A 22,000-nucleotide genomic window follows, 5' to 3' on the forward strand; every position below is an offset into this window, starting at 1 on the left:
GATGGTCGACAATCAAGACAACTCGCATCAGTCCGATCCCCTTCGCCGGGCGCGCCTTCGTTGGCGCGCGCGGCGCGGCCTGCTGGAAAACGATCTGATCTTCGAGCGTTTCTTCAGCCGATATGAGCATGACCTCAGTGACGCCGACGTGGCCGCGTTGACCCGTCTGCTGGAACTGAGCGACAACGAACTGATGGACTTGCTGCTGGCGCGCACGGAGCCTGAGGGCGACCTGGCGACGCCGGACGTGATCCGCTTGCTGGAAACGCTGCGCACCGTGTGATTCCAGCAGGAATTCGCGGATTTTTGCAAAATACGCCTGTTGCAATGCACACAGGCCGATCGAACAGTTTTGCCGCGCAGCTTCCGTCGTGCAAATTATCGAAAACCTGTATCCATACTTCGATTGAGGATGTGCTATGACCCCGTCAGATGTTAAAGCCACGCTATCGTTCAGCGACAACTCGCCGAGCGTCGAAATGCCGATCTACAAGGGCACGTTGGGCCCGGACGTGATCGACATCCGCAAGTTGTACGGTCAGACCGGCAAGTTCACGTATGACCCGGGCTTCATGTCGACGGCGGCGTGCAACTCCGCGATCACGTACATCGACGGCGACAAGGGCGAGCTGCTGTATCGCGGCTACCCGATCGAGCAGTTGGCCGTGAACGCCGACTTCCTCGAGACCTGCTATCTGCTCCTGAAGGGCGAACTGCCGAACGAAGCGCAGAACAAGGAATTCGTGGACACGGTCACGCGTCACACGATGGTGCACGAACAGATGCACTTCTTCTTCCGCGGCTTCCGTCGCGACGCGCATCCGATGGCCGTGCTGACGGCTGCGGTGGGCGCGCTGTCGGCGTTCTATCACGACTCGCTGAACATCAACGATCCGCGTCACCGTGAAGTGTCGGCCATTCGCATGATCGCGAAGCTGCCGACGCTGGTTGCGATGGCGTACAAGTTCAGCATCGGCCAGCCGTTCGTGTATCCGAAGAACGAACTGTCGTACAGCGCGAACTTCATGCACATGATGTTCGCCAACCCGTGCGAAGAGTACAAGGTCAACGACGTGCTCGTGCGCGCGCTCGACCGTATCCTGATTCTGCACGCGGACCACGAGCAGAATGCGTCGACCTCGACCGTGCGTCTCGCCGGTTCGTCGGGCGCGAACCCGTTCGCGTGTATCGCGGCAGGTATCGCGTGTCTGTGGGGCCCGGCGCACGGCGGCGCAAACGAAGCCGCGCTGAACATGCTGGAAGAGATCGGCTCGGTTGACAACATTCCCGAGTTCATCAAGCAGGTGAAGGACAAGAATTCGGGCGTGAAGCTGATGGGCTTCGGTCACCGCGTGTACAAGAACTACGACCCGCGCGCGAAGCTGATGCGCGAGACGTGCCACGAAGTGCTCGAAGAACTCGGCCTGCACGACGACCCGCTCTTCAAGCTCGCGATGGAACTCGAAAAGATCGCGCTGGAAGACGAATACTTTGTGTCGCGCAAGCTGTATCCGAATGTCGACTTCTACTCGGGCATCGTGCAGCGCGCGCTGGGCATCCCGACGTCGATGTTCACGTGTATCTTCGCGATGGCGCGTACGGTCGGCTGGATCGCGCAGTGGAACGAAATGATTGCGGATCCGGAGCAGAAGATTGGCCGCCCGCGTCAGTTGTTCATCGGTCAGACGGCGCGTGAAGCGAAGCCGCTGGCGAAGCGGTAAGCTGATTCACGGCTTCAGGTAGGTGTGAAGGCCCCGGCGGGTGACTGCCGGGGCTTTTTGTTTTTGTGGGCCAATCTAGACGGCAAACACTTCTTGTAGCGTGCGCAGCGCGTCTGACAGCGTCTTGCCGGCCAGGGTGCCTTCTTTCCTCACGAGCCGCATCCTGTCCACGCTGCGCATCTGATCCAGAAGGACGAGTCCTTCCTTTCGCTTGAACGAAACGGGAATACGGTAGGGTGCCGAGGCGCCTTTCGAAGTCATCGGCGCGACGATGACAGTGCGCAAGTGGTCGTGCATTTCCGGCGGAGAAACAATCACGCAGGGCCGAGTTTTCTGAATCTCGCTGCCCAAGGTCGGGTCGAGCGCCACAAGCCAGATGTCGCCGCGCGCTACCATTCGAGCTCCGAATCATCGTCGTTGGCGAACTCACCCATCACCAGCTTGTCATCCCCGCTCGCGGCAATCGACTTGCTTGCCTCAGCCCAGCCTTCGCGGACTCTGCTACGGGGTCGACGCAGCACGATAGCATCGTCTTCGACGTTCATCTCTACTTCGTTCTCCAGACCCAGTTGCGCCAGAAACGGCTTGGGTATGAGCACCCCTTGCGAGTTGCCCATCTTCCGGATGGTGGTTTTCATGAGATCGATCATGGTTGTTCGTGTAATTACAATGTTATTACCAGAAGGGAAATGGCGTCAATAGCCGTTCTGACTCGCGAGCATCGGGCGGTCAATCAACCATACGAGGCCGCTCCAGCGCAGACCAGTCAGCCGGATGGGCTGAGCGAGTCGTGCGAAGAGATGCCCTTTCGACCACCGCCCCCATCCGGGTAGTCTTTATCCGGGTACTGTCGCCACTACGCAAACCACTGTTTTTATTAGCTTTTTTCGTAGCCTAGTACTACCCGGGCGCCCCTTGACGGTGGCATAATCGACTCACAAGTGGTCAACCCATCCCCCGCAGTCACATACGAAAGCGCTCACCATGGCACAGACTCTCTACGACAAACTGTGGAACACGCACGTGATCCACACGGAAGAGGACGGCACCTCGATCCTCTACATCGATCGTCACCTGCTGCATGAAGTGACGAGCCCGCAGGCGTTCGAGGGCCTGAAGCTGGCCGAGCGCCCGGTGTGGCGCATCAGCGCGAATCTGGCGGTGTCGGACCACAACGTGCCGACCACCGACCGCTCGCACGGCATCGCCGATCCCGTCTCCAAGCTCCAGGTCGATACGCTCGATCAAAATTGCGACGCCTTCGGCATCACGCAGTTCAAGATGAACGATCTGCGCCAGGGCATCGTGCACATCATCGGGCCGGAGCAGGGCGCGACGCTGCCGGGCATGACCATCGTCTGCGGCGACTCGCACACGTCCACGCACGGCGCATTCGGCGCGCTCGCGCATGGCATCGGCACGTCGGAAGTGGAGCACGTGCTCGCCACGCAGACGCTCCTGCAGAAGAAGAGCAAGAACATGCTCGTGAAGGTCGAAGGCCCGTTGCCGCGCGGCTGCACCGCGAAGGACATCGTGCTTGCGATCATCGGCAAGATCGGCACGGCGGGCGGCACGGGTTACGCCATCGAATTCGGCGGCTCGACCATCCGCGCCCTGTCGATGGAAGGCCGCATGACCGTCTGCAACATGGCGATCGAAGCAGGCGCGCGCGCGGGCATGGTCGCCGTCGACGACACCACCATCAATTACCTCAAGGACCGTCCGTACTCGCCGCATGGCGTCGAGTGGAATCAGGCGGTCGAATACTGGCGCCAGTTCAAATCGGACCCAGATGCCCAGTTCGATCGCGTCGTCGAACTGAACGCCGCCGAGATCGTGCCGCAGGTGACGTGGGGCACATCGCCGGAAATGGTGACCTCGATCGATGGCCGCGTGCCCGATCCCGAGAAGGAAAAGGACCCGGTCAAGCGCGATGCGATGGAGCGCGCACTGACCTACATGGCGCTGCAACCGAATACGCCGATCGAATCCATCAAGCCGGACAAGATTTTCATCGGCTCGTGCACCAATGCGCGTATCGAAGACTTGCGCGCGGCCGCGTATGTCGTGAAGTCGCTGGGCAAGCGCGTCGCGTCGAACATCCGTCTCGCGATGGTCGTGCCGGGTTCGGGTCTCGTGAAGGCGCAAGCCGAGCACGAAGGCCTCGACAAGATCTTCACGAACGCCGGTTTCGAATGGCGCGAGCCGGGCTGCTCGATGTGCCTCGCGATGAACGCGGACCGGCTCGATCCGGGCGAGCGCTGCGCCTCGACGTCGAACCGCAACTTCGAAGGCCGTCAGGGCGCGGGCGGGCGCACGCACCTCGTGAGCCCCGCGATGGCCGCCGCCGCCGCGATCGAAGGCCACTTCGTCGACGTGCGCAAGCTTGCGTGATCAACCGGGATACAGAGAAAAGATCATGGAAAAATTCATTGTGCATAGCGGCCTCGTCGCGCCGCTGGATCGCGAGAACGTCGACACGGACGCGATCATCCCGAAGCAGTTCCTGAAGTCGATCAAGCGCACCGGCTTCGGTCCGAATGCGTTCGACGAATGGCGTTATCTCGATGTCGGCCAGCCCGGTCAGGACAACAGCAAGCGTCCGCTCAATCCGGACTTCGTGCTGAATCAGCCGCGCTATCAGGGCGCGTCCGTTCTGCTCACGCGCAAGAACTTCGGTTGCGGCAGCTCGCGTGAGCACGCGCCGTGGGCGCTGGATCAGTACGGCTTTCGCGCGATCATCGCGCCGAGTTTCGCGGACATCTTCTACAACAACTGCTTCAAGAACGGCCTGCTGCCGGTCGTGCTGACGGAGCAGCAAGTCGACAAGCTGTTCAACGAGACCTATGCGTTCGTCGGCTTCCAGCTGACGATCGATCTCGAAGCGCAAGTCGTGCGTACAGGCGACGGCACCGAGTACGCGTTCGAAGTGCCGGGCTTTCGCAAGTACTGTCTGCTGAACGGCTTCGACGACATCGGCCTCACGCTGCGTCACGCGGACAAGATCAGGCAATACGAAGCCGAGCGGCTCGCGAAGCAGCCGTGGCTGAATCACCGGCTCGTCGGATAAATCGATACACGCACAGAAGGAAGAGACGATGAAGATTGCAGTTCTGCCCGGCGACGGGATCGGTCCGGAAATCACCGCCGAAGCGGTCAAGGTCCTGAACGCGCTCGGCGAGAAGTTCGAGCTGGAAGAAGCGCCCGTCGGCGGCGCGGGCTACGAGGCGAAGGGCCATCCGCTGCCCGATTCGACGCTGGCGCTCGCGAAGGAAGCCGATGCGATCCTGTTCGGCGCGGTCGGCGATTGGAAGTACGACAAGCTCGAACGCGCGCTGCGTCCGGAGCAGGCGATTCTCGGCCTGCGCAAGCATCTGCAGCTTTTCGCGAACTTCCGTCCGGCGATCTGCTATCCGCAACTGACGGGCGCGTCGTCGCTGAAGCCGGAGATCGTGTCGGGTCTCGATATTCTCATCGTCCGCGAACTGAACGGCGACATCTACTTCGGCGCGCCGCGCGGCCTGCGTGAAGCGCCGGACGGCCCGTTCGAAGGCGCGAAGGAAGGCTTCGACACGATGCGCTATTCCGAGCCCGAAGTGCGCCGCATCGCGCACGTCGCGTTTCAGGCGGCGCAGAAGCGTCAAAAGAAGCTGACGAGCGTCGACAAGGCCAACGTGCTCGAAACGTCGCAACTGTGGCGCGACACGATGATCGACGTCGCAAAGGAATATCAGGACGTCGAGCTGTCGCACATGTACGTCGACAACGCCGCGATGCAACTGGTGAAAGCGCCCAAGGCGTTCGACGTCGTCGTGACCGGCAACATGTTCGGCGACATCCTGTCTGACGAGGCCGCCATGCTCACCGGTTCCATCGGCATGTTGCCGTCGGCGTCGCTCGACAAGAACAACAAGGGCTTGTACGAGCCGTCGCACGGGTCCGCGCCGGACATCGCGGGCAAGGGCGTCGCCAATCCGCTCGCGACCATCCTTTCCGCCGCGATGATGCTGCGCTATTCGCTCGGCAAGACCGAGCAGGCCGATCGCATCGAAAGCGCGGTCAAGAAGGTGCTGGAGCAGGGCTATCGCACCGGCGATATCGCCACGGCGGACGGCAAGGTCGTCGGCACGAAGGAAATGGGCGATGCGGTGCTGAAGGCGCTGTAAGCGCCGAAAAGACGATCGGCGGTTGCAAGCTAAAGCGCGGCCGATCGTCTCTTTTTACCGATGTTCGCGCACGATCCGCACGATTTTCACACGCGTGCCGCAAGCGCGTGACGAAAACATCGGGTTATCGTGTATATTCTTTGGTCATGGCGAAGAACTCTCAATTCTCTCTGGATTCCATCGGACGCGGCTCAAACGTCGTCGCGACGGAACTCGCCATCAGCACGCGCATCGACGCGGTCAAACGCGTCCTGAAAACGCGCATTACGAAAATCTCCATCAAAGCGATCACGATTCGCTGATCGTCCCTCGTGTCCGAGCGTCTTCCCCGCGCGGCCACGCCGGGTAAAGATGCGGGGAAGCGTCCACTAGGAAAGGTTAGTCATGAACGTAGGTCTCGTTGGTTGGCGCGGCATGGTCGGCAGCGTCCTGATGCAACGCATGCAGCAGGAAGGCGATTTCGACTTGATCGAACCGGTGTTCTTCAGCACCAGCAATGCGGGCGGCAACGCGCCGTCGTTCGCCAAGAACGAGACAAAGCTCAAAGACGCGACGAGCATCGACGACCTGAAAAAGTGCGACGCCATCATCACGTGCCAGGGCGGCGACTACACCAACGAGGTGTATCCGAAGCTGCGCGCGGCGGGCTGGAAGGGCTACTGGATCGACGCGGCCTCGGCGCTGCGCATGAAGGACGACGCGGTCATCATCCTCGATCCGGTGAATCTGGACGTCATCAAGGATTCGCTCGTGAAGGGCGGTCGTGACTTCATCGGCGGCAACTGCACGGTCAGCCTGATGCTGATGGCGCTCGGCGGCCTGTTCCGCGAGAACCTCGTCGAATGGACGACCGCGATGACCTATCAGGCCGCCTCGGGCGCGGGCGCGCAGAACATGCGCGAACTGCTCCAGCAGATGGGCGTGCTCTACGGTGCGGCGAAGGAAGATCTGGCGGACCCGTCGTCGGCGATTCTCGACATCGATCGCCGCGTGCTCGCCGCGATGAACGGCGAGCGCATGCCCGTCGACAACTTCGGCGTGCCGCTCGCCGGCTCGCTGATTCCGTGGATCGACAAGGATCTCGGCAACGGCATGTCGAAGGAAGAGTGGAAGGGCGGCGCGGAAACCAACAAGATTCTCGGCAAGCCGGCCATGGGCGCGCCGGGCTCGATTCCCGTCGATGGCCTCTGCGTGCGTATCGGCGCGATGCGCTGCCACTCGCAGGCGCTCACCATCAAGCTCACGAAGGACGTGCCGCTGGACGAAGTGCACGGCATCCTCGCATCGGCGAACGACTGGGTAAAGGTCGTGCCGAACGAGCGCGACGCGTCGATTCGCGATCTCTCGCCGGCAGTCGTCACGGGCACGCTGACGGTGCCGGTCGGCCGTCTGCGCAAGCTGGCGATGGGCGGCGAATATCTGTCCGCATTTACTGTTGGCGATCAACTGTTGTGGGGCGCGGCCGAACCGCTGCGCCGCATGCTGCGCATTCTGCTCGACAAGTAAAGTAAACTACGCGCCTGGAAGCGCGTGCCAGCATGAAAAGCGTCGCGTTTCTCGCGGCGCTTTTTTGTTTGCGCGTCGTTTTGTTGCAAAGCTGTGTCGGCCGAGCCGTTCTCGCCGTACGTTTCAATTTTTTGCCGGACCCGGAGCCTCAATGATCCAACGACCTCGCCGGTCTCTCCTTTCGTCATCGCGTGCGGCGCTCGCCGCGACAAGTTTCGCCGTATGCGCGATGTTCTGGGCGAATCCCGGCGATGCGCTCGCCCAGGCGAGCAGTGCGGCGGCGCCGGGCGCGACGGGGCAGACGTACGCGGTCAAGCCGGGGCAGTCGTTGAGCGATATCGCTGGCGAGCTCACCGGATCGAAGGACCGCGACGTACGCGCGCGTGCTGCGCGTGCGCTGTTCGACGCCAATCCGAGCGCGTTCGGAAATCACGATATCAACAAGCTGAAACTCGGCGCCGTGCTGAACGTGCCGGCCGATCTGGGTGGGGCGACGGCTGCGGCTTCCCCTTCCGCGCCCGCCGAGACGCCCGCTCCGGCTCCTGCGCCCGCTCCGGAAGCCGCGGCGCCGGTATCGGAGAGCGCAGCGCCAGCGGCGCCCGCATCGGCCATCGAGCCGCAGGCGAGCGCGCCTGCGGAGGTCGCCTCCGCGCCGGAGCCACAGCCCGAGGCCGCGTCTGCGACGCCGGCTCCAGCGAGTGCGCCAGCCAGCGCGGCGCCCGCATCCGCGGGTCATCAAGGCGCGACCGCCGCGACGATCGGCCTGACGCCGTTCATCGTCGCGATCGTGCTGGTGGTGATCGGTGCGCTGCTGCTCAGGATGCGCCGTCGCAAGCGGCGCGCGGCAGCGAGCGGCGACCTCGATCGCGCTCCGCGAACCTTCTCCAGCCTCGAAGAAGCGCAAGCCGATGCGGCCGCGCGCAATGAAGCGCTTCGCAAGGAGCGTGAAGCTGCGGCGGTGAGTGCGGGCGTCGGCGCTGCAGCCGCGACGGCAGCGAGCGTCGAGAGCGAATTGCCGCCGACGACCGAATCGAAGCCCGCAGAGCAACCGGCTCGCGACGAGCCCTTCGCGCCCGTCGCGCCCGCGGCTCGACACGCCGACTTCGTTCCGCCCTTGCCCGAAGCCCCCGCAGCCGACGCCGGCGCGCACGAGCCACACCTTCGCGAAATCGAGGCGCGCGAGGCGGCCCGCCTCGAGGCCGAGAAATGGGAAAGCGAGGAACGCGAGGCCGCGGCACGTCAGGCAGCCGCGCAGGAGGCCGAGGAGCGCGAGATTCGTGCGCGCGAAGCCGCCGCGCGAGAAGCGCTCGCCCATCAAATGGCTACCCGCGAAGCCGAGCAGCGCGAGGCCGAATTGCGTCAGGTGACCGAGCGCGAGGAGCAGTCGCGCGACGCCGCCGCACGCGAGATCATCGCGCGCGAAGCCGAGTTGCGGGAATTGCAGGCGCGCGCTGCGGAAGAGCAGGCTGCCGAGCAGCGTGCCGCCGAGCAGCGCGACATCGAGGAACTGGCCGCGCGCGAAGCGGAAAAATCGGGTATCGCGCCGGACGAGGAGCCGGTGCTCGCGCATCGCTTTCCGATGCCGAAGTTCCCGCAGGACGCGATTCAGGCGCTGGGTTCGCTCGAAATGGAACTGCCGCCGCGCATGGAGCTGACGATCAAGCCGCCCGCGATCACGGAGCCGGCCACGCTGGCCTCGCCGCCGGCTGAGCTTGCGCCGCCGCAGGAGGCGCATCCGCAGGCGCTGCAACAGGTGCCGTCCTTGACGCAACCGATCGAACAGGCGCCGTTCGTCCCGCAACCGGTGGCGCGGCCCGATCCGGCGCAGCCGCCGCAATCGCAGGCGCAGTCCGTCGCTTCGCAGATCGAAGCCGGCACGGCCGGTGCGGCGTCGGTGGCAGGCTTGGGCGCGACGAGATTCGGGCCGCTGAGCCTCGATTTCGATCTCGGCGCGGCGTCGAGCACCACCGAGCCGATTCCCGCCCTCACGCCGGCGCAACTCGCGACCATCGCGCGCAACAAGCTCGAATTGGCCGCTGAGTACATCGAGTTGGGCGATCTTTCGGGCGCGCGCACCTTGCTGCAGGAAGTGATCGAGTCGAACGATCCGGCGACGCGTCAGCAGGCCGCCACGCTCCTGTCGACGCTCGCGCCGCATTCCTGATGCGTATTGCACTGGGCGTTCAGTACGACGGTTCGGCGTTTTGCGGCTGGCAGTCGCAGCCGCACGGCAAGACGGTCCAGAACGAACTGGAGCGCGCGCTCGCCGAGTTCGCGCAGACGCCGCTGCAGACGGTCGTCGCCGGGCGCACGGACACGGGCGTGCATGGGCTCGGTCAGGTCGTCCATTTCGATACCGATCTCGATCGCACGGCGTTCTCGTGGGTGCGCGGCACGAACGCGTTTCTGCCGGACACGGTCGCCGTGCAATGGGCGAAGCCGATGCCCGACGATTTTCACGCGCGCTTCGCCGCCTTCGAACGGACCTATTTCTACGTTCTATACGTCAATCCGGTGCGTTCGCCGATGCTGTCGAAACGCGCGGGCTGGGTGCATACGCCACTCGATGCAGGCGCGATGCGCGATGCGGTTGCGTGTCTGATCGGCGAGCACGATTTTTCGTCGTTCCGCGCGGCCGATTGCCAGTCGAAAACGCCGGTGAAGCATCTTTATCAGATCGACGTGCGCGAGCAGGGCGATTTCATCCACTTCCGTTTTCGCGCCAACGCGTTCCTGCATCACATGGTGCGCAACCTGATGGGATGTTTCGTCGCGATCGGGCGAGGCCGTCACCCGGCTTCCTGGATGGCCGATGTCCTCGCCGCACGCGACCGCCGCGCCGCCGCGCCGACCTTCATGCCCGATGGGCTGTATCTGGCTGAGGTCGGCTATCCTGAACGCTTCGCGGTGCCGCCGCCGCACATCGCCAGCATGCCCTGGAGCGCCATCTGGGCCGAGCCGAAATGACAGAACGAGATTTGCATCGCACCCGCATCAAGTTGTGCGGATTGTCGCGCGTCGAGGACGTGCAGCACGCCGTCGCGCTCGGCGCGGATGCCGTGGGCTTCGTGTTCTATCCGCCGAGCCCGCGCTCGGTGAGCGTCGCGCAGGCAGTCGAGCTGGCGCGGCAGGTGCCGCCACTGGTATCGGCGGTCGGGCTTTTCGTGAATGCGACGCCCGAGTGGATTCGCGAAGTCACGTCGAACGTGCCGCTTTCCCTGCTGCAGTTTCACGGCGACGAAACTCCGGAGCAATGCGAGGAACTCGCGGCAGTTGCGGGTTTATCCTATTGGCGCGCAGTGCGAATTGGGGCTGATGCGTCTACAAGCCATTTGATAGAATCGTCTCTCAAGTTCAAAGCCGCAGGCGGTCTTCTGCTCGACGCTCTCGTCGAGGGCTTCGGCGGCGGTGGAAAGGTATTCGATTGGTCACTTATCCCAACAGATCTCGGGCATCGGGCCGTTTTGAGTGGTGGGTTGAACGCGCAAAACGTCAGTGACGCCATTCGGCGTGTGCGCCCGTACGCGGTCGATGTCTCGAGCGGCATCGAAGTGCCGGGCGCCAAGGGCGTGAAAGATCCCGCCCGAATGGCGGCATTCGTGCGCGCGGTGCGCGCGGCGGATGCCGGGTGATTCGAACGCGGGCCGCGCTGCCGGTCCGCGTAACCGAGAGAGTGACGCAATGTACAACTTGCCAGACGAAAGAGGCCATTTCGGCCAATATGGAGGCGTGTTCGTCTCCGAAACGCTCATCCACGCGCTCGACGAACTGCGCGTCGCGTATGAGGCGGCACAAAAAGATCCCGAATTTCTCGCCGAGTACGAGTACGAGCTCAAGCACTACGTGGGCCGTCCGTCGCCGATCTATCACGCGAAGCGCTGGAGCGAAATGCTCGGCGGCGCGCAGCTTTACCTGAAGCGCGAAGACCTGAATCACACCGGCGCGCACAAGGTGAACAACGTGATCGGTCAGGCGCTGCTCGCCCGCAAGATGGGCAAGCCGCGCGTGATCGCCGAAACGGGCGCGGGTCAGCACGGCGTGGCGACGGCGACGATCGCCGCGCGCTTCGGCATGGAATGCGTGGTCTACATGGGCGCGGAAGACGTGCGTCGTCAGGCCGCGAATGTCTATCGGATGAAGCTGCTCGGCGCGACAGTCGTGCCGGTCGAATCCGGTTCGAAGACGCTCAAGGATGCGCTCAACGAAGCCATGCGCGACTGGGTGACGAACGTCGAGAACACGTTCTACATCATCGGCACGGTGGCAGGTCCGCATCCCTATCCGATGATGGTGCGCGACTTCCAGCGCGTGATCGGCGACGAATGCCGCGTGCAGATGCCGGAAATGACCGGTCGCCAGCCGGATGCGGTGATCGCCTGCGTGGGCGGAGGATCGAACGCGATGGGCATCTTTTATCCGTATATCGACGATAAAGACGTCAAGTTGATCGGCGTCGAGGCGGCGGGCGACGGCATCGATACCGGGCGTCATGCGGCGTCGCTGATGGGCGGCAGCCCCGGCGTGCTGCACGGCAACCGCACGTATCTGCTGCAGGACGAGAACGGGCAGATCATCGAGACGCATTCGGTCTCGGCGGGTCTCGACTATCCGGGCGTCGGTCCGGAGCACGCGTGGCTGAAGGACGCGGGGCGCGCGGAATACGTCGGCATCACCGACGAAGAAGCGCTCAAGGCGTTCCATGACTGCTGCCGCATCGAGGGCATCATTCCGGCGCTGGAATCGAGCCACGCGCTCGCCTACGGCGCGAAGCTCGCGAAAACGCTGCCGCGCGACAAGGTGCTGCTCGTCAATCTGTCGGGCCGGGGCGACAAGGATATGCACACGGTCGCGGAGCGATCGGGCATCCAGTTCTGAGCGCCTGATAGATGCGTACCGTCATCGACGAGCCGTTGTCCGCAGGCGCGCTTCAGGGCGCCGGCAGCGACATCCGCAACCGCGATTTCCTGGCCGATGCCGCGAACATTCCCGACGCGTCGATCGATCTGATCGTCGCGGATCCGCCCTATGGTCTGGGCAAGGATTACGGGAACGACTCGGACATGCTGTCCGGCGACGCTTTTCTTGAGTGGACGTATCGCTGGCTGGATCTGGCGATCCCGAAACTCAAGCCGAGCGGCTCGCTGTACATCTTCTGCACCTGGCAATACTCGCCCGAACTGTTCGTGTTCCTGAAGCGTCGTCTCATGATGATCAATGAGATCGTCTGGGACCGGCGCGTGCCGAGCATGGGCGGAACGACGCGTAAATTTACGTCAGTGCACGATAACATCGGCTATTTCGCGGTATCGAAGGATTATTACTTCGATCTCGATCCGGTCCGCATCCCCTACGACGCAGAGACGAAAAAGGCGCGTTCGCGCAAGATTTTCGAAGGCAGCAAGTGGCTGGAACTCGGTTACAACCCGAAGGACGTCTGGTCGGTGTCCCGCCTGCACAGGCAACACGCGGAGCGCGTGGATCATCCCACGCAAAAGCCGCTGGAAATCGTCGAGCGCATGGTGCTCGCGAGTTGTCCGCCGGGTGGCCGCGTGCTCGATCCGTTCATGGGCAGCGGCACGACCGGCGTCGCGTGCGCGCGTCACGGCCGGCAGTTCATCGGTTATGAGATCAACGCGGACTACTGCGCGATCGCGGAAAGCCGCGTCGCGCAAGCACGTGCCGCGCGACTCAGTCCGGATGAACCGGTTCGCGCGCGCCGCAAGACGCTTCTTGTCACCGACACCGCTCAAGCTGCCGAATAGCGCCTTTTTCGTCGCTGATCGCGTCAGATGCTGACAGAAGCATCGGCGCTAACGAACGTTCACGAGAATTCTCATGTCCCGAATCAAGCAAACTTTTGCGGCCCTGGCCGCGCAGGGAAAGAAAGGTCTGATCCCGTTCATCACGGCGGGCGACCCGAATCCGGAGCAGACGGTCGAGTTCATGCACGCGCTGGCGAAGGGCGGCGCGGATGTTATCGAGCTCGGCGTGCCGTTTTCCGATCCGATGGCCGATGGCCCCGTCATCCAGCGCTCGTCCGAGCGCGCGCTCGCGCGCGGCGTGACGCTGAAGAGCGTGCTCGCGGATGTCGCGCGCTTTCGCGAAACCGATGACAAAACACCCGTCGTGCTGATGGGCTATGCGAATCCGATCGAGCGCATGGGCGCCGATGCGTTCGCGAAAGCCGCGCAGGAAGCGGGTGTCGACGGCGTGCTGGTGGTCGATTACCCGCCCGAGGAAGCGATCGAATTCGGCGAGAAGATGCGCGCCGCCAGCATCGATCCGATCTTCCTGCTCGCTCCCACATCGACGGACGATCGCATCGCGGCGGTCGGCAAGATCGCGAGCGGCTATGTCTACTACGTATCGCTGAAGGGCGTGACCGGCGCGGCAAATCTGGACGTTTCCAGCATCGCGAGTAAAATCCCGGCCATCAAGTCGCATGTGCCCCTGCCGGTTGGCGTCGGTTTCGGCATTCGCGATGCCCAGACCGCGCGCGCCGTCGCCGATGTCGCGGACGCCGTCGTCATCGGCAGCCGCCTCGTGCAACTGCTCGAAGAGGCGAAACCGGACGCCGCAGCTGCGTCGCTGACGAGCTTCATCGCCGAAATTCGTCAGGCGCTCGACGCCGCACAGTAAAATACGCGCCGCCGCGGGCCGTCCGATTCGGACGTGCGCCGCGCGGCGACCGATCAGTCAAGGAAAAACGATGAGCTGGCTCGACAAACTGCTGCCGCCGAAGATCAAGCAAACCGATCCCAAAAGCCGCAAGGGCATTCCCGAGGGCCTGTGGGTGAAGTGCCCGTCGTGCGAGGCCGTGCTGTATCGCAACGACGTCGAGGCGAACCTGCACGTGTGCCCGAAGTGCAGCCATCACATGCGTATCGGCGCGCGCGAGCGGCTCGACCGTCTGCTCGATCCGGAAGGCCGCTATGAAATCGGCCAGGAAGTCGTGCCGGTCGACGCGCTCAAGTTCAAGGACAGCCGCAAGTATCCGGACCGCATCAAGGAAGCGATGGAGGATACCGACGAAACCGATGCGATGGTCGTCATGGGCGGCGCGATCCACACGATTCCGTGCGTCGTCGCGTGTTTCGAATTCTCGTTCATGGGCGGCTCGATGGGCTCGGTGGTCGGCGAGCGCTTCGTGCGCGGCGCGCGCAACGCGCTGGAGCAGAACGTGCCGTTCATCTGCTTCACGGCTTCCGGCGGCGCGCGCATGCAGGAAAGCCTGCTTTCGCTGATGCAGATGGCGAAAACCACCGCGCTGCTGACGAGACTCTCGGACGCCAAGCTGCCGTTCATCTCCGTGCTGACCGACCCGACGATGGGCGGCGTGTCCGCCAGCTTTGCGTTCCTCGGCGACGTCGTGATCGCCGAGCCGAAAGCGCTGATCGGCTTCGCCGGCCCGCGCGTGATCGAGCAGACCGTGCGTGAAAAGCTGCCGGAAGGCTTCCAGCGCGCCGAATTCCTGATGACGAAGGGCGCGATCGACATGATCGTGGATCGCCGCAAGATGCGCGAAGAACTGGCCCAGTTGATGGCGCTCATGACGCGGCAACCCGCCGATTCCGTCGCTTGAGTTGCTGATTTTGCAGCGCTGCGCCGCGCGAGAGCCCTACGGTTTTCGCGCGGCGTTTTGCTTTTCTCCGATCTCGAAAATGAACACTTTCCCCACTCTCGACGCCTGGCTCGCCCATCTGGAAGCGGCGCATCCGGTCGGCATCGACATGGGCCTCGCGCGCATCGGCAAGGTAAAGGACGCGCTCGGCCTGCATTTCGATTGTCCGGTCATTACCGTCGGCGGCACGAATGGCAAGGGCTCGACGTGCGCGATCATCGAAACGATTCTGCTGCGTGCGGGATATCGCGTCGGCTGCCATACGTCGCCGCATCTGCTGTCGTTCAATGAGCGTGCGCGTATCGATGGCGCCGAAGCCAGCGACGCCGAGCTGCTCGAGCATTTCGAGGCGGTGGAAAAGGCGCGCGCGAGCCTCGCCGAGCCGGTCTCTCTGACCTACTTCGAATTCACGACGCTTGCGATCCTGCATCTGTTCGCCTCGCGCGGGCTCGACGCGGTGGTTCTCGAAGTGGGGCTGGGCGGGCGTCTGGACGCGGTGAATATCGTCGATACGGACTGCGCGGTGATCACGAGCATCGATATCGACCATACGGACTATCTCGGCGATACGCGCGAGAAAATCGGTTTCGAGAAAGCGGGGATTTTCCGGTCGAACACGCCCGCCGTGTGCGGCGATCCTTCGCCGCCGCAGAGTCTCATCGACCACGCCGAGGCGGTCGGCGCGGACCTGTGGCTCGTCGGACGCGATTTCCGTTACGAAGCGCAGCCGGGCAACGAGCGCCAGCAATGGAGCTATATCGGGCGTGAGCAGCGGCGCTCGGCCCTGGCCTATCCGGCGCTGCGCGGCGCGAATCAACTGATCAATACCTCGGCGGCGCTGGCGGCGCTTGAAGCGCTGCGCGCGCGCCTGCCTGTATCGGCGCAGGACATTCGTCTAGGCCTCGCCAATGTCGAGTTGCCGGGCCGGTTTCAGGTGCTGCCGGGCAAGCCGCAGATCATTCTCGATGTAGCGCACAATCCGCACGCTGCCGCCGTTTTGTCGCAAAATCTCGGCAACATGGGCTATTTTCCGTACACGTACGCAGTGTTTGGCGCAATGCGCGACAAGGACATTGAAGGCGTCGTGAATCAGTTGAAGGGCGAGATCGATCACTGGAACGTCACCGCACTGCCGACGCCGCGCGCTGCCTCGGCGGAGCAACTGGAGCACGCATTGCGCGAGGCCGGTGTCAACGATGGCCCCGACAGCAGCGTTTTCCGGTTTGAAACGCCGGCCGCAGCTTTTCAAGATGCTTTAGGCCGTGCCTCCGAAAATGATAGAATCTTGGTCTTCGGCAGTTTCTACACGGTAGCAGGCGTCATGGCCTACCGTAAGTCGCAGCATCACTGAGCAGCATCACCCAGACGGTCGGCCGTCAGCACCAAGCGATACATGGGACTCTTCTCGTTCGGCAAGAAAGACGACTCCGGTCGCGACGCATCCTCCGATTCCTCACGCGGCTCGCGTCACACCGTCCGCACGGAACGCCGCACGCGCAGATCCGACCGTAGCGAGCGCACCGACACCGACGCGATGATGCTCGATCCCACCCTCCCCGAGAAACAGCGTGCGCGCCGCAGACTCATCGGCGCGGTCGCGCTGGTGCTGGCTGCGGTCATCGTTTTGCCGATGGTGCTGGATTCGCGCCCGAAGCCCGTCACCGACGATATTTCCATCGATATTCCCAATCGCCCGGCGCCTGCCGCGAAGCAGTCGCGCGACGCGAATGACGCGGACACGCAGGCTGGCGTCGCGCACGAAGCGCCGGCGGGCGTTTCAGGTGGTGTCGCGGCCGGCGTGACGCAACCGCAGGCCGCAGCACCGGCCGCGACGGCGCAGGCCAAGCCCGAAGCGAAGGAACAGCCGAAGCCGGAAGCGAAGGCCGAGACGAAGCCGTCGAAGCCCGCCGCGGTCGCGAGCCAGAACGCGAAACAGCAAGCCGCAGAACCCTCCGACGACGCCACCGCGAACTCCGCCGCCAACGCGGCTGCGGGCGCCGCGAACACGCCGTCGTCGCCGGCCGGCAGCCGTTTCGTGCTGCAAATCGGCCAGTTCGACGACGAAACCGCCGCGCAGAACTGGGTCAACAAGTTGAAGTCCGCGGGCGTGCCCGCATATCTCGAACATCGCAAGCAGTCGGACGGCGCGACCAAGTCGCTGCTGCGCGCGGGTCCGTTCCCGGATCGCGCGGCGGCGCAGGCGGCGCTCGTGAAGGTGCGCCAGGCCGGCCTGGGCGGCGGCACCCGGTCGACATCGAATTAAGCAGGCTCGATGTTCACCGCTTTCGACTACGCCGTGATGGCCGTGATCGGCCTGTCCGCGCTGCGCGGCATGTGGCGTGGCCTGCTGGCCGAGGCGTTCGGACTGGTCGGCTGGATCGCAGCCATTCTGATCGCAGGGCGCTTCGTCGGGTTCGTCGTGCCCTATATTCCGGCGACATGGCCGGGCGGCGCGCTCACGCAGTGGCTCGTGGCGTTCCTGCTGGTGGTCGCGGCGGTGCTGCTCGTGTCGAGCGTGCTGTCGGCGCTGTTGACGCGCATCACCGAAGTGACCGGCCTGCGCGGCGTGGATCGCTCGTTGGGCTTGCTGTTCGGCCTCGTGAGAGGCGCTATATTGGTAGTGATACTGGTCGCCCTGGCTGGCTTGACCGAACTGCCGCAAAAGGATTTTTGGCGCAATGCGCTGCTGAGGCCGATGGCCGAGCAAGGCGTGCGCGAATTGAAACCGCTGCTCCCCGATACGCTCGCCGCGTATGTGCATGTCGCTCCTCAACCGAGCGGACTGGCGCCAGACGCCGCACAATAGACGAACGGCCGGCTACACGAGGAACGCGAGACGGCTCGAAGACGCTTCGACCCGGCCACGTTACGGCCAGATTTCGAGAGAAGCGTCGATGAGATCCGGGCCACGCCTTGTCTACCCGTTTCGACTCTTTGAAGGACCATGCCATGTGCGGCATCGTAGGTGTAGTTTCCCAAAGTCCCGTCAATCAGCTGATCTATGACAGCCTGCTCCTGCTCCAGCATCGCGGACAGGATGCGGCGGGCATCGCCACGGCGAACGGCAACAACTTCCACATGCACAAGGCCAACGGCATGGTGCGCGACGTGTTCCGCACGCGCAACATGCGCAGCCTGCCGGGCAACGTGGGCATCGGCCAGGTGCGTTATCCGACCGCCGGTTCCGCGTCGAGCGAGGAAGAAGCCCAGCCGTTCTACGTGAATGCGCCGTTCGGCATCATCCTCGCGCACAACGGCAATCTCACGAACTGGATGCAGCTGAAGGACGAGATGTTCCGCATCGACCGCCGGCACATCAACACCGCATCCGATACCGAAGTGCTCCTCAACGTGTTCGCGCACGAACTGCAGCTCGCAAGCTCGGGCCTGCAACTCGACGCCACCGCGCTGTTCAAGGCGGTCGCGGGCGTGCATCGCCGCGTGAAGGGTTCGTATGCGATCGTCTCGCTGATCGCGGGCTACGGCCTCGTGGCGTTCCGCGATCCGTTCGGCATCCGTCCGCTCGTGCTCGGCAAGCTGGAAACGACGACGGGCGTCGAGTGGATGGTCGCGTCGGAATCGGTGGCGATCGAGGGCATCGGCTTCGAGTTCGTGCGCGATGTCGAGCCGGGCGAAGCCATCTTCATCGACGCGGAAGGCAACCTGCACAGCCATCAATGCGCCGAGAAGCCCGAGCTCAACCCCTGCATCTTCGAGCTCGTGTATCTCGCGCGTCCGGACTCCTGCCTCGACGGCGTGCCGGTCTATAACGCGCGTCTGCGCATGGGCGATTACCTCGCCGAGAAGATCAAGCGCGTGCTGCCCGATGTGCCGATCGACGTCGTGATGCCGATTCCCGATTCGTCGCGCCCCGCCGCGATGCAGGTGGCCGCGAAGCTCGGCGTCGAGTATCGCGAGGGCTTCTTCAAGAACCGCTACGTGGGCCGCACCTTCATCATGCCGGGTCAGGCGGTGCGCAAGAAATCGGTGCGCCAGAAGCTGAACGCGATGGGCATCGAGTTCAAGGGCAAGAACGTGCTGATCGTCGACGATTCGATCGTGCGCGGCACGACCTCGCATGAAATCGTGCAGATGGCGCGCGACGCCGGCGCGAGCAAGGTGATCTTCGCGTCCGCCGCGCCGCCGGTGAAGTTCCCGAATGTGTACGGCATCGACATGCCGACGCGCGGCGAACTCGTCGCGCATGGCCGCAGCGATGACGAAGTCGCGCGCATGATCGGCGCGGATTATCTCGTCTATCAGGACGTGGAAGACCTGAAGAACGCGATCCGCGACATCAACCCGGCGCTGAAGGAATTCGAAGCCTCGTGCTTCGACGGCAACTACATCACCGGCGACGTGACGACCGATTATCTCGATCGCATCGAAACCGCGCGTCTCGCACCGCAATCGCAGTCGGATCGCGACGCGGCGAGCGACGCGCAGGACGGCGGTATGACGCGCTCGCAGTTGCATCTGCAACTATCGGTCGAGTAAGCTTCCGGCGCTTCATGCGAGCCCGCTTCGTCTGCAAGGACCAAGCGGGTTTTTTTACGTCGCGAGCCTGAAAACAAGGGAGAAAAACATGGACGACCACCTGAACTTCGACACGCTCGCCGTGCGCGCCGGGACCTTGCGCAGCGAATACAACGAGCATAGCGAGGCGCTCTTTCTCACATCGAGCTTCTGTTTTTCGAGCGCGGCGGAAGCGGCCGAGCGCTTCAGGAACGCCGAAGAAGCCTACACATACTCGCGCTTCACCAATCCGACCGTGACGATGTTCCAGAACCGCCTCGCCGCGCTCGAAGGCGGCGAAGCGTGCATGGCGACGGCATCGGGCATGTCGGCGATATTGTCGGTCGTGATGGCGTCGATGCAGCAGGGCGATCACATCGTCAGTTCGAAGAGCCTGTTCGGCTCGACTATTGGCATGTTCACGCAGATCTTCCCGAAGTTCGGCATCACGACGACGTTCGTCGATCCGACGCAGCCCGACGAATGGCAAGCTGCCGTGACGCCTGCGACGAAGATGTTCTTTCTGGAGACGCCGTCCAATCCGCTGACCGAAATTGCGGATATCGCGGCAATCGCGAAGATCGCGAAGCAAAACGGCGCGCTCTGCGTCGTCGACAACTGCTTCTGCAGTCCGGCCTTGCAGCAGCCGCTGAAGCTCGGCGCGGACGTCGTGATGCATTCGGCCACGAAGTTTCTCGACGGTCAGGGCCGCGTGCTCGGCGGTGCGCTCGTCGGCTCGAAACGCTTCATCATGGAGACGGTGTTTCCGTTCGTGCGCAGCGCCGGTCCGACGATGTCCGCCTTCAACGCATGGGTGCTCCTGAAGGGCATGGAGACGCTCGCGCTGCGCGTCGAGAAGCAGTCGGCGAATGCATTGGAAATCGCGCGCTGGCTCGAAGCGCATCCAGCTGTGAATCGCGTGTTCTATCCGGGGCTCGAATCGCATCCGCAACATGCCATCGCGATGAAGCAGCAGAAGGCGGGCGGCGCGATCGTATCGTTCGAACTGAAGGGTGAGACGCAGGAGCAGCAGCGCGAGAACGCGTGGCGCGTGATCGACGGTACGAAGCTTTGTTCGATCACCGGCAATCTCGGCGATACGCGCACGACGATCACGCATCCCTCGACGACGACGCATGGACGCCTCGCCGCCGAAGTGCGCGAAGCGGCGGGCATACGCGAAGGGCTGATTCGTCTTGCGGTGGGTCTCGAAGATCCGGCAGACATACGCGCCGATCTGGCGTGCGGTCTGGGCTAGGCGCCGCGCGGCGACCTGAAGCCGCCACTGCGCCACTGCCCCGGCGAGATCCCGAAGCGTTTCGAAAACGCGTGAGTGAACGCGCTCTGATCCGCGAAGCCGACATCGAGCGCGATATCGGTCAGCGATGTGCGCGGATCGGCCAGCAGCGTCAGCGCCGTATCGAGCCGCAGACGATGCAGATAGCGATGCGGCGTCTCGCCGAACGCTTCGTTGAATAACTGATGAAAGCGCCGCATGCCGCAGCCGCAATGCGCGGCGAGATCGGCGATACGCAGCGGCTCCGACAGATGCAGACGCAACCACCGGTCGATGCGCGCGAAGTCGAGGCCACGCATCATGTCGATGGAGTCGTCCGTGTCGTGCATCAGCGCGCCGCACAGATGCGCGGCCGCCTGCCATGCGACGCGGTCCGACAGAGATGCATCGCCGATACGGGCATGATGGGCGACGTCCGCGACGGCCTGCGTGACGCGCGGATCGATCGCGATGGCGCGCGCCCGCGCGAAGTAGCGCTCGGGCACCGCGACGGAGGTGGCGGGCAGATCGAGCACGAGCTGGCGGTTGTCGCCGTCGGCCCAGTAATCGTGGCGCGCGCCCGCCGGAATGATCCACGCGCCGCCGCAGTCGATACGCGCGCCGTTGCCATCGACGGCCATTTCCATCGACCCGTCGAGACCGAGCACGATCTGATGAAAGTCGTGCACGTCCGACGCCGGCGCCGCTTCATAACGGCGCAGCGACACGGCCGGGCGATGCAGCGGCGCGCTCATGCCGTCGACGCTCAGACGTCCAGCAGTTCCACTTCGAACACGAGCGTGGCGTTCGGCGGAATCACGCCGCCCGCGCCGCGCGCGCCGTAACCGAGTTGCGGCGGAATCGTGAGACGGCGCACGCCGCCCACCTTCATGCCCTGCACGCCTTCGTCCCAGCCCTTGATGACCATGCCGCCGCCCAGCACGAATGCGAACGGGTCGTTGCGGTCCTTGCTCGAATCGAATTTCTGGCCATCCGTGAGCCAGCCCGTGTAGTGCACGCTGACCGTCTTGCCCGCGACGGCTTCGGCACCTTCGCCAACGGTGACATCTTCGTATTTGAGACCGGAATCGGTCGTGACTGTCGACATGGTTGCTCCCTGGTTGCCCGGCGATCCCGAACGATGGATCAGCCGGTGGTCGAAACCGACATTGTAGAACGTCGGAGGGAAGCAAGC

General features: G+C 63.7%; 22 protein-coding genes and 1 pseudogene. 19 read left to right on the forward strand and 4 right to left on the reverse strand.

Going from position 1 to position 22,000, the window contains the following annotated elements; genetic code table 11:
* Nucleotide 1 precedes the first annotated feature (1 nt).
* Nucleotides 2–283 (forward strand): FAD assembly factor SdhE, encoded by a 282-nt coding sequence (locus BTHE68_RS14150; protein WP_162066994.1) that lies wholly within the window; start codon nt 2–4, stop codon nt 281–283.
* Between the two features lie 136 nt (nt 284–419).
* Nucleotides 420–1,721: a citrate synthase gene (gene gltA, locus BTHE68_RS14155; protein WP_162066995.1), complete on the forward strand. Its 1,302-nt coding sequence runs from the start codon at nt 420–422 to the stop codon at nt 1,719–1,721.
* 75 nt (nt 1,722–1,796) lie between these two features.
* Here the strand turns inward: gltA and BTHE68_RS14160 are convergent, their stop codons facing one another.
* The gene (locus BTHE68_RS14160) at nt 1,797–2,117 is read right to left on the reverse strand and encodes a type II toxin-antitoxin system PemK/MazF family toxin (RefSeq protein ID WP_162066996.1); all 321 of its coding nucleotides are present in this window, start codon (nt 2,115–2,117) and stop codon (nt 1,797–1,799) included.
* On the reverse strand, nt 2,111–2,359 hold the full coding sequence (locus tag BTHE68_RS14165; RefSeq protein WP_061176904.1) for an AbrB/MazE/SpoVT family DNA-binding domain-containing protein: 249 nt from the start codon (nt 2,357–2,359) through the stop codon (nt 2,111–2,113). The genes BTHE68_RS14160 and BTHE68_RS14165 overlap by 7 nt, the downstream gene beginning before the upstream one ends.
* Nucleotides 2,360–2,705: 346 nt before the next feature.
* Between BTHE68_RS14165 and leuC the strand changes: the two genes are divergently transcribed.
* The 17 genes from leuC (at nt 2,706) to BTHE68_RS14250 (ending at nt 20,787) form a co-directional block, all read left to right on the forward strand.
* Nucleotides 2,706–4,115, forward strand: a complete 1,410-nt coding sequence (gene leuC, locus BTHE68_RS14170) for a 3-isopropylmalate dehydratase large subunit (RefSeq protein WP_162066997.1) — start codon at nt 2,706–2,708, stop codon at nt 4,113–4,115.
* Between the two features lie 25 nt (nt 4,116–4,140).
* Complete coding sequence (leuD, locus tag BTHE68_RS14175; RefSeq protein ID WP_062255134.1) at nt 4,141–4,791, forward strand: 3-isopropylmalate dehydratase small subunit; 651 nt, start codon at nt 4,141–4,143, stop codon at nt 4,789–4,791.
* 28 nt (nt 4,792–4,819) lie between these two features.
* Nucleotides 4,820–5,887: a 3-isopropylmalate dehydrogenase gene (gene leuB / locus BTHE68_RS14180; RefSeq protein WP_162066998.1), complete on the forward strand. Its 1,068-nt coding sequence runs from the start codon at nt 4,820–4,822 to the stop codon at nt 5,885–5,887.
* Nucleotides 5,888–5,994: 107 nt separating this feature from the next.
* A complete protein-coding gene (locus tag BTHE68_RS14185) occupies nt 5,995–6,189 on the forward strand; it encodes a hypothetical protein (protein WP_162066999.1) in 195 nt (64 codons plus the stop codon).
* Nucleotides 6,190–6,271: 82 nt separating this feature from the next.
* A complete protein-coding gene (asd, locus tag BTHE68_RS14190) occupies nt 6,272–7,393 on the forward strand; it encodes an aspartate-semialdehyde dehydrogenase (protein ID WP_162067000.1) in 1,122 nt (373 codons plus the stop codon).
* Between the two features lie 151 nt (nt 7,394–7,544).
* Nucleotides 7,545–9,557, forward strand: a complete 2,013-nt coding sequence (locus BTHE68_RS14195) for a FimV/HubP family polar landmark protein (protein ID WP_162067001.1) — start codon at nt 7,545–7,547, stop codon at nt 9,555–9,557.
* On the forward strand, nt 9,557–10,360 hold the full coding sequence (truA, locus tag BTHE68_RS14200) for a tRNA pseudouridine(38-40) synthase TruA (RefSeq protein WP_162067002.1): 804 nt from the start codon (nt 9,557–9,559) through the stop codon (nt 10,358–10,360). The genes BTHE68_RS14195 and truA overlap by 1 nt, the downstream gene beginning before the upstream one ends.
* On the forward strand, nt 10,357–11,025 hold the full coding sequence (locus tag BTHE68_RS14205; protein ID WP_162067003.1) for a phosphoribosylanthranilate isomerase: 669 nt from the start codon (nt 10,357–10,359) through the stop codon (nt 11,023–11,025). The genes truA and BTHE68_RS14205 overlap by 4 nt, the downstream gene beginning before the upstream one ends.
* Nucleotides 11,026–11,074: 49 nt before the next feature.
* Nucleotides 11,075–12,268 (forward strand): tryptophan synthase subunit beta, encoded by a 1,194-nt coding sequence (gene trpB / locus BTHE68_RS14210; protein ID WP_162067004.1) that lies wholly within the window; start codon nt 11,075–11,077, stop codon nt 12,266–12,268.
* Nucleotides 12,269–12,279: 11 nt separating this feature from the next.
* Nucleotides 12,280–13,155, forward strand: coding sequence for a DNA-methyltransferase (locus BTHE68_RS14215; RefSeq protein ID WP_162067005.1), 876 nt, complete (start codon nt 12,280–12,282; stop codon nt 13,153–13,155).
* Nucleotides 13,156–13,228: 73 nt separating this feature from the next.
* Nucleotides 13,229–14,032, forward strand: a complete 804-nt coding sequence (gene trpA, locus BTHE68_RS14220; RefSeq protein ID WP_162067006.1) for a tryptophan synthase subunit alpha — start codon at nt 13,229–13,231, stop codon at nt 14,030–14,032.
* Between the two features lie 70 nt (nt 14,033–14,102).
* Nucleotides 14,103–14,975 carry an acetyl-CoA carboxylase, carboxyltransferase subunit beta gene (accD, locus tag BTHE68_RS14225; RefSeq protein ID WP_162067007.1) on the forward strand — a complete coding sequence of 291 codons (873 nt, stop codon included), beginning with the start codon at nt 14,103–14,105 and terminating at the stop codon, nt 14,973–14,975.
* A gap of 79 nt (nt 14,976–15,054) precedes the next feature.
* On the forward strand, nt 15,055–16,365 hold the full coding sequence (folC, locus tag BTHE68_RS14230) for a bifunctional tetrahydrofolate synthase/dihydrofolate synthase (protein ID WP_162067008.1): 1,311 nt from the start codon (nt 15,055–15,057) through the stop codon (nt 16,363–16,365).
* A gap of 42 nt (nt 16,366–16,407) precedes the next feature.
* Complete coding sequence (locus tag BTHE68_RS14235; RefSeq protein WP_162067009.1) at nt 16,408–17,277, forward strand: SPOR domain-containing protein; 870 nt, start codon at nt 16,408–16,410, stop codon at nt 17,275–17,277.
* 9 nt (nt 17,278–17,286) lie between these two features.
* Nucleotides 17,287–17,820, forward strand: coding sequence for a CvpA family protein (locus BTHE68_RS14240; protein ID WP_162067010.1), 534 nt, complete (start codon nt 17,287–17,289; stop codon nt 17,818–17,820).
* 143 nt (nt 17,821–17,963) lie between these two features.
* Nucleotides 17,964–19,511, forward strand: a complete 1,548-nt coding sequence (gene purF / locus BTHE68_RS14245) for an amidophosphoribosyltransferase (protein WP_162067011.1) — start codon at nt 17,964–17,966, stop codon at nt 19,509–19,511.
* Between the two features lie 88 nt (nt 19,512–19,599).
* On the forward strand, nt 19,600–20,787 hold the full coding sequence (locus BTHE68_RS14250; RefSeq protein WP_162067012.1) for an O-succinylhomoserine sulfhydrylase: 1,188 nt from the start codon (nt 19,600–19,602) through the stop codon (nt 20,785–20,787).
* Here the strand turns inward: BTHE68_RS14250 and BTHE68_RS14255 are convergent.
* Both BTHE68_RS14255 and BTHE68_RS14260 read right to left on the reverse strand, forming a co-directional pair.
* Nucleotides 20,784–21,602: pseudogene (locus tag BTHE68_RS14255) on the reverse strand (helix-turn-helix transcriptional regulator); the annotation flags it as partial. The gene BTHE68_RS14250 and the pseudogene BTHE68_RS14255 sit on opposite strands and share 4 nt — an antisense overlap.
* Nucleotides 21,572–21,913, reverse strand: coding sequence for an FKBP-type peptidyl-prolyl cis-trans isomerase (locus BTHE68_RS14260; protein ID WP_040049973.1), 342 nt, complete (start codon nt 21,911–21,913; stop codon nt 21,572–21,574). The pseudogene BTHE68_RS14255 and the gene BTHE68_RS14260, both read right to left, overlap by 31 nt.
* Nucleotides 21,914–22,000 lie beyond the last annotated feature (87 nt).

The organism is Burkholderia sp. THE68 (assembly GCF_009938265.1).
GTDB lineage: Bacteria > Pseudomonadota > Gammaproteobacteria > Burkholderiales > Burkholderiaceae > Caballeronia.

What these genes read in the sequence shown, in the direction of transcription:
- BTHE68_RS14150 (WP_162066994.1), top strand. Translation starts at nt 2, where the DNA reads ATGGTCGACAATCAAGACAACTCGCATCAGTCCGATCCCCTTCGCCGG.
- gltA (WP_162066995.1), top strand. Translation starts at nt 420, where the DNA reads ATGACCCCGTCAGATGTTAAAGCCACGCTATCGTTCAGCGACAACTCG.
- BTHE68_RS14160 (WP_162066996.1), bottom strand. Translation starts at nt 2,117, where the DNA reads ATGGTAGCGCGCGGCGACATCTGGCTTGTGGCGCTCGACCCGACCTTG.
- BTHE68_RS14165 (WP_061176904.1), bottom strand. Translation starts at nt 2,359, where the DNA reads ATGAAAACCACCATCCGGAAGATGGGCAACTCGCAAGGGGTGCTCATA.
- leuC (WP_162066997.1), top strand. Translation starts at nt 2,706, where the DNA reads ATGGCACAGACTCTCTACGACAAACTGTGGAACACGCACGTGATCCAC.
- leuD (WP_062255134.1), top strand. Translation starts at nt 4,141, where the DNA reads ATGGAAAAATTCATTGTGCATAGCGGCCTCGTCGCGCCGCTGGATCGC.
- leuB (WP_162066998.1), top strand. Translation starts at nt 4,820, where the DNA reads ATGAAGATTGCAGTTCTGCCCGGCGACGGGATCGGTCCGGAAATCACC.
- asd (WP_162067000.1), top strand. Translation starts at nt 6,272, where the DNA reads ATGAACGTAGGTCTCGTTGGTTGGCGCGGCATGGTCGGCAGCGTCCTG.
- BTHE68_RS14195 (WP_162067001.1), top strand. Translation starts at nt 7,545, where the DNA reads ATGATCCAACGACCTCGCCGGTCTCTCCTTTCGTCATCGCGTGCGGCG.
- truA (WP_162067002.1), top strand. Translation starts at nt 9,557, where the DNA reads ATGCGTATTGCACTGGGCGTTCAGTACGACGGTTCGGCGTTTTGCGGC.
- BTHE68_RS14205 (WP_162067003.1), top strand. Translation starts at nt 10,357, where the DNA reads ATGACAGAACGAGATTTGCATCGCACCCGCATCAAGTTGTGCGGATTG.
- trpB (WP_162067004.1), top strand. Translation starts at nt 11,075, where the DNA reads ATGTACAACTTGCCAGACGAAAGAGGCCATTTCGGCCAATATGGAGGC.
- BTHE68_RS14215 (WP_162067005.1), top strand. Translation starts at nt 12,280, where the DNA reads ATGCGTACCGTCATCGACGAGCCGTTGTCCGCAGGCGCGCTTCAGGGC.
- trpA (WP_162067006.1), top strand. Translation starts at nt 13,229, where the DNA reads ATGTCCCGAATCAAGCAAACTTTTGCGGCCCTGGCCGCGCAGGGAAAG.
- accD (WP_162067007.1), top strand. Translation starts at nt 14,103, where the DNA reads ATGAGCTGGCTCGACAAACTGCTGCCGCCGAAGATCAAGCAAACCGAT.
- folC (WP_162067008.1), top strand. Translation starts at nt 15,055, where the DNA reads ATGAACACTTTCCCCACTCTCGACGCCTGGCTCGCCCATCTGGAAGCG.
- BTHE68_RS14235 (WP_162067009.1), top strand. Translation starts at nt 16,408, where the DNA reads ATGGGACTCTTCTCGTTCGGCAAGAAAGACGACTCCGGTCGCGACGCA.
- BTHE68_RS14240 (WP_162067010.1), top strand. Translation starts at nt 17,287, where the DNA reads ATGTTCACCGCTTTCGACTACGCCGTGATGGCCGTGATCGGCCTGTCC.
- purF (WP_162067011.1), top strand. Translation starts at nt 17,964, where the DNA reads ATGTGCGGCATCGTAGGTGTAGTTTCCCAAAGTCCCGTCAATCAGCTG.
- BTHE68_RS14250 (WP_162067012.1), top strand. Translation starts at nt 19,600, where the DNA reads ATGGACGACCACCTGAACTTCGACACGCTCGCCGTGCGCGCCGGGACC.
- BTHE68_RS14260 (WP_040049973.1), bottom strand. Translation starts at nt 21,913, where the DNA reads ATGTCGACAGTCACGACCGATTCCGGTCTCAAATACGAAGATGTCACC.